This is a genomic window from Flavobacterium sp. RSP15, assembly GCF_003968755.1.
In the GTDB taxonomy this organism is placed as follows: Bacteria; Bacteroidota; Bacteroidia; order Flavobacteriales; family Flavobacteriaceae; genus Flavobacterium.
Genome location: NZ_RYDL01000012.1, coordinates 25,748 through 37,210, shown reverse-complemented (window position 1 = coordinate 37,210; position 11,463 = coordinate 25,748). Strand labels below are relative to the sequence as shown.

Annotated in this window: 10 protein-coding genes; all 10 read left to right on the top strand. The window is 30.9% G+C overall.

Going from position 1 to position 11,463, the window contains the following annotated elements; genetic code table 11:
- Positions 1 to 27 precede the first annotated feature (27 nt).
- Positions 28 to 1,350 carry an O-antigen ligase family protein gene (locus EKM00_RS11955; RefSeq protein WP_126516344.1) on the top strand — a complete coding sequence of 441 codons (1,323 nt, stop codon included), beginning with the start codon at positions 28 to 30 and terminating at the stop codon, positions 1,348 to 1,350.
- The gene (locus EKM00_RS11950) at positions 1,347 to 2,066 is read left to right on the top strand and encodes a glycosyltransferase (protein ID WP_126516343.1); all 720 of its coding nucleotides are present in this window, start codon (positions 1,347 to 1,349) and stop codon (positions 2,064 to 2,066) included. Before EKM00_RS11955 ends, EKM00_RS11950 begins: the two co-directional genes overlap by 4 nt.
- A gap of 255 nt (positions 2,067 to 2,321) precedes the next feature.
- Positions 2,322 to 3,377 carry a glycosyltransferase family 4 protein gene (locus EKM00_RS11945; protein ID WP_126516342.1) on the top strand — a complete coding sequence of 352 codons (1,056 nt, stop codon included), beginning with the start codon at positions 2,322 to 2,324 and terminating at the stop codon, positions 3,375 to 3,377.
- A gap of 4 nt (positions 3,378 to 3,381) precedes the next feature.
- Positions 3,382 to 4,509, top strand: a complete 1,128-nt coding sequence (locus EKM00_RS11940; protein ID WP_126516341.1) for a glycosyltransferase — start codon at positions 3,382 to 3,384, stop codon at positions 4,507 to 4,509.
- Positions 4,499 to 5,638, top strand: a complete 1,140-nt coding sequence (locus EKM00_RS11935) for an N-acetyl sugar amidotransferase (protein ID WP_126516340.1) — start codon at positions 4,499 to 4,501, stop codon at positions 5,636 to 5,638. The genes EKM00_RS11940 and EKM00_RS11935 overlap by 11 nt, the downstream gene beginning before the upstream one ends.
- The gene (gene hisH, locus EKM00_RS11930) at positions 5,635 to 6,249 is read left to right on the top strand and encodes an imidazole glycerol phosphate synthase subunit HisH (RefSeq protein WP_126516339.1); all 615 of its coding nucleotides are present in this window, start codon (positions 5,635 to 5,637) and stop codon (positions 6,247 to 6,249) included. Before EKM00_RS11935 ends, hisH begins: the two co-directional genes overlap by 4 nt.
- Positions 6,249 to 7,016, top strand: coding sequence for an AglZ/HisF2 family acetamidino modification protein (locus EKM00_RS11925; protein ID WP_126516338.1), 768 nt, complete (start codon positions 6,249 to 6,251; stop codon positions 7,014 to 7,016). The genes hisH and EKM00_RS11925 overlap by 1 nt, the downstream gene beginning before the upstream one ends.
- Before the next feature lie 292 nt (positions 7,017 to 7,308).
- The gene (locus EKM00_RS11915) at positions 7,309 to 8,337 is read left to right on the top strand and encodes a glycosyltransferase family 4 protein (protein ID WP_126516337.1); all 1,029 of its coding nucleotides are present in this window, start codon (positions 7,309 to 7,311) and stop codon (positions 8,335 to 8,337) included.
- A gap of 5 nt (positions 8,338 to 8,342) precedes the next feature.
- On the top strand, positions 8,343 to 9,344 hold the full coding sequence (locus EKM00_RS11910; RefSeq protein ID WP_126516336.1) for a glycosyltransferase: 1,002 nt from the start codon (positions 8,343 to 8,345) through the stop codon (positions 9,342 to 9,344).
- The gene (locus EKM00_RS11905; protein WP_126516335.1) at positions 9,341 to 11,452 is read left to right on the top strand and encodes a bi-domain-containing oxidoreductase; all 2,112 of its coding nucleotides are present in this window, start codon (positions 9,341 to 9,343) and stop codon (positions 11,450 to 11,452) included. Before EKM00_RS11910 ends, EKM00_RS11905 begins: the two co-directional genes overlap by 4 nt.
- Positions 11,453 to 11,463 lie beyond the last annotated feature (11 nt).

The window sequence follows — 11,463 nt, the reverse complement described above, 5'->3', positions numbered from 1 at the left end:
TTTTTTAAATACTAAAAATCATAAAGAATGATTGGAACTTTTTTATTGCTTATCCTATTTTTTTTCTTTTTTGTTAGAAATAATACAAAAGGGATAGTGGCTATAATCATTGTATCTTTAATGAATGACAGGTTTGTTATTCCTTTTGGGTTTTCATTATCTATTCATTATTTTATTGCACTAGTTTTTATTCCAAAATTACTATTTCAATATAAGCTTATTCCTAAAAAAGCAAAGGGATTATTAGCGCCACTCTATGTAGAATTCTTTTATTTGGTATTATTGGCTATTATTTTTGGTTATATAGAACCATGGGTCTCTAGATATGATTATGAGAGAAGTTGGAGCCAAAAATCTGAGGGGAGGGCAATAGTTCAAGTAGTTAGACTGATTGCTGAGTTTGCTTTAATGTTAATACTGTTATTATGGCTTAATAAAAAACGCATCACTATTGATTATCTATCGAAAGCAATTTCTTTAATAATGTTTTTTACTTTGATGATGGCATTTTTTGATACTGCTCTGAATGGAGGTTTAAAACAGATATTTTTTTCAGGGTCAAGAATATTAGGTGACCGTTTTACCGGATTTAACGGAGAGCCTAGAGCTTTCGGCCGTATCTGTTCTTTTGTTTTGCTATTTTTAGTAACATTTAGTGCTAGCAATATAAATAAGCTTGTTAAAATAGGTATATGGTCTTCAATTATAGGGTTAGTTATAAGTTTATCTGCATCAGCTTATTTAATAACTTTAGTTTGGGGAACAGTATTTATTGTAATTACACAAAGATATAAGTATCTTTTTTTTGGTATTCCCCTCATTCTCTCCGCATTATTTTTTCTTAATCAAAATGAGTTTTTTAGAGAACAAACATTAAAAAAAATAGAAGTTACAGTTATGGATGGAGATGGTTATAATCAAAAAGAAAAAGTTAATGCCCAAGAGCCTGAAATTTTCAGTAGTTTTGAAGTATTTGACAGAGCGGCATTAAATTTTCTTTACGATGAACCCGTTTTCTTTATCACAGGGACTGGTCCAAACATGATTAGTATTCCTTCCTCACCTTATTTAACAGCGTCCTCATATGCCATATATGAAAATAGAATTGATAGTGTACCCCATAGTTTTATAATAAATTTAATAGCACGTTCAGGGATTATAGGTCTAACATTATGGTTTGTTTTTTTTATAAGATTCAAAAATGCTCTTAAAGGTTTTGACAAAAAATTACAGGCTTTGTTTATTTGCGTGATGCTTTCGCAATTTATTGTAAATACATCTATGTTCTTATTAATAATCGCTGTTCTTTTGTTTATAGTTCAAAAAAAAGAAACCCAAATTTTAAAATGAAAAATATGATAAGTATTATAACTCCGGTGTTAAATGGAGCTGATTTTATTGAAAATAACATTAAATCAATACAGAAATTATCCATTCCTTTTGAGCATATAATAGTAGACGGTGGCTCAACAGATGATACATTAAAAATCTTAAAAAGATATCCTAATTTAAAAATAATACATCAAAAAAATGGAAACGGAATGTATGATGCGATTCATATGGGTTTTGAAGAATCAGAAGGAGAAATTATTACTTGGGTAAATTCAGATGACATAATATTAATTAATGGATTTGAGAAAATGTATGACAATATTATGAAATCTAACAATGATGTTGTGTATTCAAATTCTTATAATATTAATTTGAAATTTGAAAGAACAAAAAAAATAAAAGGAAGATATTTTGCTAAACTATTGTTAAAAAACGGTATATTTCCATTTGTTCAACCATCAGCAATTTTTACAAAGAAATTATATTTTAGTGTGGGTGGATTTGATATCAATAATTTCAAAATAGCTGGTGATTTAGATTTGTTTTTTAAATTTTCGTCTATAAATGAAGTAAGATTTAAAAAAATAAATGAATTCTCATCTGAGTTTTTAGTTTACGGAAATTCGTTAGGAGATAGAAATACTATTTTAGCTAATTTAGAAAGGGACAGAGCCAATATACCTAGGCCGAATATTTTTATTAGAGCGTTAAACAAAATACTGAGTTTTTTATAAAAATATTGATTATTATAAAATGAATTTTTCACATATTTATATAATTGCACTTGGACTCGTGTCTCGAAGTTGTTTGTTTAAATGATATTTTTCAACGATAAATGAAGTTCTGTATTAATCTAAGGCATTAAATTTGAACTGTCGGTTATTTGAAAAAAAAATATTAACTCCTTTGTTTCATTTGTTTACAAAAAAAGGTTGCTGAAAATACAATTGTTGGCGGAAATCCAATAAAAATTATACGTAAGATAAATAATGGGTGATTTAAAAATACTTTATTTATATTCTGAATTAATGGGATATCAAATCCATGTATTTAATGAATATGTTGAAAATTACAATGCTGATGTTCATGTAATACATTGGGACCATAAGAAGTTAACACCATATGTACCACCAGTAATTAAAGGTGTTTCATATTATAATAGATCTGAGACCGATTATAAGGCTATTCTAGAGTTATGTAATAAGATCCATCCAGATATTATATACATATCTGGATGGATGGACAAAGATTATTTAAAAGTTACAATGCAAATGAAACTGAAAGGTATTCCTATTGTAGTGGGATTTGATGATATTTGGTATGGAACCTTAAGGCAAAAAGCAGCAGTTTTAATCTTTCCAATACTATATAAAAAATATTTTTCTCATGCTTGGGTTGCTGGGCCTTATCAATTTGAATATGCAAAGCGATTAGGTTTCAAGAATTCCAAGATAATATTTGACCTGCTTTCTGCTAATACACAGTCATTTGATGCTTCTTGTAATACAGAATCAGACAAAGGGAAACGTAAATATTTTTTATATGTAGGCCGATTATCAGAAGCAAAAAATATAGATAAATTAGTGGAAGGCTTTAAAATCTACAAAGAAGTACATAAGGGGAATTGGGGATTGGTTTGCGTTGGTAATGGAAATTTAAAAAGTACTATTGATTCATGCACAGATATTAAATATATATCTTTTTCTACAGAATCTGAACTTAAAGAACTAGCCAGAAGCGCTGGTGCATTCGTGTTGGCTAGTAAACATGAACCATGGGGCTTAGTGGTTCACGAATTTGCTTCTATGGGCTTACCTTTATTAGTATCCGATAAAGTAGGATCTAAACCTATTTTCTTTGTTAACGGGTTTAATGGATTTGGTTTTAGTTGTAAGTATTCTGAAGATATAGCTCTTAAGATGAAGGCTATGTCCGATTTGACAGAAGAAGAACTAGCTGTAATGGGATTGAACAGTCGCTTATTAGCTAACAGAATTAATGTAAAAACGAGTGCCGCTAATTTTATATCCATTTTAAGAAAATAGATATATGGCAAAAATATTAATCAATGGTCTAAACTTAAGTATTGGAGGGGGGAAAAATATTCTTGACAACTATATTGTAAAATTGTTTGAAAATGAACTTAAGAACACTTATTACGTATTAACACCAAATTATCAATTATACAAGAATTATTCAAAAGAAAAATTAATTGTAGTAGATATAAAAAAAATCTATAAAAACAATATTTTTTTTATAGGATTGTATTTTTTTAAATTTCCAAGGTTATTAAATGAATTAAAAATAGATTTAATTTTTAATTTTGGGGATGTAATAATTCCTACAAAAACACCTCAAATATTTTTTTTTGATTGGGCTTATGCAGTCTATGCTGAACCATACATCTGGCTAGGCATGAAGGCAAAGGACCGCCTGATTAGAAAGACCAAAGTATTCTTGATAGATCATTATATTAATAAAGTAAAATTGACGATTTGCCAAACTTCCAACATTGCTCAGAGATTGCGCCAAAAATATGATATTAGTGATTTAAAAATTATCTCTACACCGTTGGGGATGTCATTGCCTCTCCAAAGTGACAATAATTATAATCTTCCAGTTGGTAAAAAATATTTTTTATATCCAGCAGGTTATGCCACCCATAAAAATTTTCAAATAATTTTTAAACTTGGAAGATTGATCGAAGAAAAAGGTTTACCTTTTTTAATTGTCCTGACTATTGATGAGGAAATTGCGGTTGATTTTCTGGAAAAAGTAAAAGAAAATAATTTATGCAGTATCTTTAATGTCGGCAAATTAAAAAGTGACGAAATAGCATTGTTATACAAATTATGCGACGCAATGCTATTTCCTTCATTATTGGAGTCATATGGACTGCCTTACATCGAAGCGATGGCTTTTGAAAAGCCCATACTGACCTCGGATTTGGATTTTGCCCACGCAATATGCGATGATGTTGCCTTTTATTTTGATCCTTTTGATCCTGATTCAATTTTAAATGTGATGAAGCGTTATGATGATGATAAAATACAGTTGGAAGAAAAGATAAGAAAAGGAAAAGTAATCGTTGAAACTCTACCTGACTGGAAAGAAGTATTTTTGCAATTCGAAGAACAAATAGAAATTATATTAATTAAAGATAGCCATGCAAGATAGACAACACCAAATATGTACCAACTGTGTCATGGATACTTCAGATTCAAAAATTGTTTTTGATGACGATGGAGTATGTGACCATTGCAATGATTTTTATGCTAACGTGAAACCCAATTGGCATACCGATGAAAAGGGTAGAGCCGAAATGGAAGCGGTGGTGGAAAAAATCAAAAAAGAAGGAGAAGGGAAAGATTTTGATTGTATCTTGGGTATGAGTGGAGGCGTGGACAGTTCCTATTTATTGCATTTGGCAGTAAAGGAATTGGGGTTACGACCATTGGTTTTTCATGTTGATGGAGGTTGGAACTCAGAATTGGCCGTTCATAATATTCAGGTGATGATTGATAAATTAGGTCTTGATTTATATACCGAAGTAATCAATTGGGAGGAAATGAAAGATTTTCAATTGACCTTTTTTAAATCAGGGGTGCCACATTTAGATATTCCACAGGATCATGCATTTGTGGCCACACTTTACAATTTTGCTAACAAATATAATATTAAGTACATATTAAATGGTGGAAATATTTCTACAGAATGTGTTCGTAATCCAATGGAGTTTCTTTATTATGGAACAGATATGGCTCAGATAAGAGACATAAGGAAACAATTTAGTACCAATAAAATGGAAACCTATCCATTCAGTCCTGTTTTAAAACATAAATTTTACTTGAGATATATTAAAGGAGTTCAAGTTGTAAAACCATTAAATTATATGCCCTATGTAAAGGAAGATGCTTTGAAAATGCTTGCTGAAACTTATGGTTGGACACCTTATCCCCAAAAGCATTTTGAATCACGATTCACTAAATTTTATGAAGGATATTGGTTGCCTGAACGATTTGGTTTCGATACAAGAAGAGTGCAGTACTCGAGTTTAATTTTAACAGGACAATTAAAAAGAGAAGAGGCATTGGAGAAAATGAAGAAACCTGCTTTTAATCCAGAAACCATTGATGAGGAATTCAAATATATCGCCACAAAATTAGGAATTAAAGTAGAAGAGCTTAACGGTTATTTTACGGCGCCAAAAAAGTTTTATTGGGATTATAAAAACCAGTTGTCGATGTTTAAAACAGGGGCTAAAATTCTTAAATTTTTAGGTATAGAAAGATCAATAAAAAGATGATAACAATAATTGATTATGGCTCTGGTAATATTAGAGCAATAGGCAATATTTATGATACGCTGAAAATCGATTATAAAATTGCCAAAAGTCCGGAAGAAGTGATAGGAGCAGAAAAAATTTTTTTACCTGGGGTTGGAGCATTTGACGCGACCATATCAATGCTGGATAAAACTGGTTTTCGGGAAGTTTTGGATTCTGAAGTTATGCAAAATAAAGTTCCGATTATAGGAATATGCGTTGGGATGCAGATACTGGCCGAAAGTAGTGAGGAAGGCAAGCTTCCTGGATTAGGTTATATCAAAGGAAAGGTGAAGAAAATGGATGCATCGCTATTAAATCAAAAACCTAGATTACCACATCTGGGATGGAATTCAATTGAAATAGTGCGACAAAATGTCTTGTTACAAAATATAGATTCAGAATTGGGTTTTTATTTTTTGCATTCTTACTATTTTGAATGCGAAAATCAGGAGGATATTCTAACTACAACCACTTACGGAAAATCATTTGCTTCTGCGATAAACCACGATAATGTTTATGGAATACAATTCCATCCTGAAAAAAGCCACCATAATGGAATTAATTTACTTCATAATTTTGCAACACTATAATGCTTAGATCGAGAATTACCCCATGTCTTCTAGTTCACAAAAAAGGATTAGTAAAGACCACTATTTTTAAAGACCCCAAATATGTGGGAGATCCACTAAATGCGGTAAAAATATTCAACGAGAAAGAAGTAGATGAATTAATAGTTCTTGATATTGATGCAACGGTTGAACAACGTGGGCCTGATTTCGAATTAATCCAGAACTTAGCCATTGAATGCAGGATGCCTTTTTGTTATGGAGGAGGTGTGACAACTGTAGAACAAGCAAAAAAAATAATAAGCTTGGGAGCAGAAAAAGTGGCGCTTAGTACTTCGGCAATTTATAATACTAAAATACTAAAGGAAATTGGGGAAGCGGTAGGTATTCAAAGTGTAGTCGTTGTATTGGATATCAGAAAGAAAAAACTGTTTGGAGGGTACGAAATCGTCACACACAATGGAAAAAAAGTTTCAAGTATAAAATTAAACGATTTTCTTAAAGTACTAAGCGAAATAGGTATTGGAGAATTAGTTATTAACGCTGTTGATAATGATGGAAAAATGGAAGGCTTCGATTTTAAATTATTCGATTTAATAAGGAACCAGACAGAAATGCCAATGACAATTTTGGGCGGGGCAGGGAAGTTAGAGGATATTAAGGAAGCTATAGGTAGATATAAGACTATTGGAGTTTCTGCGGGGAGTTTATTCGTTTTTAAAGGCAAATACAGGGCTGTTTTAATCAATTATCCTAATTCAGAAGAACGAAAAGCATTATATCAATTATAAAAATATATGAAACAAATCATACAATCCTTTAAAACAAATCAAACAATCCTTTAAAACAGAACAAACAATATTAGAAGAGGTACCGGCTCCACAAGTTAAAAGAGGTTGTGTTTTAATTCAAACTACATGTTCATGAGTATCATTGGGTATAGAAAGTATGCCTGTTGAATTTGGTAAATCAAATTTAATATCTAAAGCAAGACAACAACCTGATAAGATTAAACAGGTTTTAGAACTAAGTTAATATTATAGGAAGTGTGCTGTTATAGTCATTTAAAAAATCATAAAATTAATGAAATCTGTTTTTCTAATTATAGATTATGTTCCGCATCAGGTTCTTACTATTCGCAAACTTATAGAAGATCATGAATATGATATTTTAGCATATCATGTCGCAAGATTTAATACAAACATTCCAGTACTTGATAATTTTGTTACAACTGATTATAAAAACAAACAAAAGGAAGAAATTCTTGCTAATATTATATCCTATAATCCTGATATAGTAGTTGTAGCAGGTTGGATGATCCCAGAATATGTTTGGATTGCAAAAAAATTAATCAAAATACTCAAAGTCCCTATTGTAAGTTATTCAGATACGCAATGGTATGGAACAATACGGCAGAGAATTAATGCATTGATAAGCCCATTTCATATAAAAAAAGCTTTTACACATATATGGGTGGCTGGTTTATATCAATTTGAATATGCAAGAAAATTAGGGTATGCCAAACAAAATATCATATTAAATTCTTTAACCGCTGATGTGGATTTGTTTAGTAAAATTAATCTCGAGGTTAAATTAGAAAAATACCCAAAAAATTTTATCTATATAGGTAGATTTTCTGCTGAAAAAGGTTTGGATATTTTAATTAAAGGTTGGGATGCTATTTCAGATAAAAAAGACTGGACATTAACTTTAATTGGAGATGGTATTCTTAAAGATAGTTTTAGAAGTAATAAATCAATTATCATAAAAGATTATATGAATCAAGCAGAATTAATTCATGAAATACAAAATTCAGGATGTTTGATTTTGCCCTCCTTAAAGGAACCTTGGGCTTTAGTGATTCATGAAGCCGCTGTTTCAGGATTGCCTATTGTTTGTACTGATATTTGTGGAGCAGCGCCACATTTCGTGATAAATGGTTATAATGGATTTAAAGTTAAAGCCAATGATATAATTGAGATGAAACAAGCCTTAATAAAAATGATTAACATGAATGATAATGAATTATATGTTTTTTCATGTAAAAGTCGAGAATTAGGTTTGCATATTACTCCGAATATTTCAATAAATAGCCTTCTGCAATTAATATAGAATATATGATCCTTATAGATGCCTTATATATAAATAATAGTGGTGGTAAAGTTTTATTATACTATCTTGTTGAAGAATTTGAAAAGTCTAGTTTAAATGTGTTTTATCTTTTTGATAAACGCTGTGAAAATGACTTTAAGGATATTCCTGCAAATCGAAAGCTTTACTTAAAAGCATCATTTCTAAATCGTTTAAAATTTTATATAAAGAACAAAGAAGAATTTGAAAAAATATTTTGTTTTGGAAATATTGCTCCACCAGTAAAATTAAATAGAGCTATAGTTTTTACTTATTTTCATAATGTATCATTGTTGGTTCAGCCCAGAAATTATAGTTATAAAGAAAAAATTATAAAAAAAATTAAAAAATGTTTAATTCAAGTATTATCAAAGAATACAAATTTTTATGTAGTTCAAACTTTGACAGTACAAAAATTAGTAAGTAAAGAACTTAACGTTAAAATTCAAAAAGTTTTAAAGCATCCTTTTTTTAAAGAAGATAATTATAAAAACACTATAATAAAGGATAAAAATTCATTTGTCTATGTTAGTAATGGTAATACACACAAAAATCATTTAAAATTATTTAAAGCGTGGGAAATTCTTGCAGAACGAGAATATTATCCCGTGCTTAACGTAACAATAACTTCTGATTTTCAATGTTTAATAGATAAAATAAACATACTAAAAAATAAAAAAATTAAGATTATAAACCATGGCTTTTGTAATCCGGAAAAATTATATAATAAATCAAAGTTTTTAATATATCCCTCACTATTGGAAAGTCTTGGCTTAGGATTAATAGAAGCTTGTCAAGCTAATTGTTTTGTATTGGCCGCTGATTTACCTTATGTTACTGATGTTATTATTCCAACTATGGTTTTTGATCCTTATAATTCCGACTCTATCGCTGATTCAATTATTGAAATTTCTAAAAATGAAAATCTAAAAAAAAGTGAATTAAAAATATCAAATGAAATTGATGAAATAATTAAATTATTAAAATGAAACAGATCATACAATCCTTTAAAACAGGACAAACCATATTAGAAGAAGTTCCAGCGCCCCAAGTAGCCAGAGGAACTGTATTAATACAAACCACCCGTTCTTTGGTTTCATTAGGGACAGAGCGGATGTTGGTGGAGTTTGGTAAATCAAATTTAATATCTAAAGCGAGACAACAACCGGACAAGGTCAAACAGGTTTTGGATAAAATAAAAACAGAAGGACTAATTCCAACCTTAGAAGCTGTCTTTAATAAGTTAGGCGAGCCTCTGCCCTTAGGGTATTGCAATGTAGGAAAAGTAATAGCCGTTGGCGAAGGGGTTAGTGAGTTTAAAGTAGGAGATAGAGTTGCGTCAAACGGGCAACACGCAGAATTTGTTTCTATTCCTAAAAACTTGGTAGCTCATATTCCAGATAATGTGTCTGATGAACAAGCAGCTTTTACGGTTATAGGTTCAATTGGTTTACAAGGCATTCGATTGTTAAATCCAACACTTGGTGAAACCATAGTTGTTACTGGTTTAGGTTTAATAGGATTATTGACAGCGCAATTATTAGTAGCCAATGGTTGCAAAGTTATTGGTGTAGATATAGACGAAAGCAAATTAGCTCTGGCTAAACAGTGGGGAATTATTCCTTTTAATCCCAGAAATGGAGATATTGTAAAATTTGTTGAAGAAAACACCAACGGAAGTGGTGCTGATGGAGTTATAATAACAGCTTCTGCAAAAACGGATGAAATTATTTCACAAGCGGCCAAAATGTCACGCAAAAGAGGACGCATTATTTTGGTGGGTGTTATTGGATTAAGTTTAAGTAGGGCTGAGTTTTACGAAAAAGAATTATCGTTTCAAGTTTCTTGTTCCTATGGACCAGGACGATATGATGAGAATTATGAAAATAGAGGAATTGACTATCCTTTAGCATTTGTAAGATGGACAGAAAAAAGAAATTTTGAAGCCATTCTACAGTCTATTTCTACAGGAAAATTGCAAGTGACAGAAATGATTACTGAAGTAATTCCATTGGATAACTATTTGGAAATTTATGGAGAAATAGGTTCAAGTAAATCAATAGCTTCCATTTTAAAATACAATGAAACAGACATCGCACCTCAAAATACCATTCAATTAAAAGAAGCCAATTATACGGGCCAAAAAGGTGGTATCGGAATTATAGGTGCTGGCAATTTTACAAAAATGACAATGCTTCCAGCTTTAAAAGGGAGTGGTGCCAATTATAAATATATTGCCAGTAAGGGAGGCGTTAGCGGCACGGCTATGGCTCAAAAATATGGGTTTTCTCATTCCACCACTAATGTTGATGATGTATTAAAAGATAGTGAAGTTGATTTAGTTTTAATCACCACACGCCACAACCTTCATGCCGAAATGACCATAAAATGTCTGGAAGCAAACAAGCACGTTTTTGTCGAAAAACCATTGGCGCTAAATGAACAGGAATTAAATGAGGTAATTGGAGCTCAGGCAAAGTCCGGCAAAACGGTTATGGTTGGTTTCAACAGAAGATTTTCTCCGCATGCTGAAAAAATGAAATCATTGTTGGGAACTTCTCAAATGAATGTAATTGCCACGATGAATGCAGGGAATATTCCAGCAAATGTCTGGGTTCATGATAGGGAAGTTGGAGGAGGAAGAATCATTGGAGAAGCTTGTCACTTTATTGATTTAATAACCTATCTGACAGGGAGCAAAGTCAAAGCTGTTTGCATGAATGCTATGGGTGTAAATCCAGAAGAAAACACAGATAATGCGACTATTTTATTGAAATATGAAAATGGTTCTACAGGGGTTATTAATTATTTTTCCAATGGTTCAAAAGCCTATTCGAAAGAACGTGTTGAGGTTTATTCACAAGATAGAACTTTGGTTATGGATAATTTCAGAAAAACAGAGGGTTTTGGATTTAAAGGTTTTTCAAAGTTGAAAACCAAATTAGATAAAGGTCATAAAAACCAATTTCATAAATTAATCAATCAAACCAAAAATGGTGGGTCTGCTTTGATTCCATTTGAAGAAATTATAAATACGACAAAAGCATCATTTGCCGCTATCAAAAGTTTGAAAACTAATCAATGGATTGAATTGTAATTAAAAAGTAA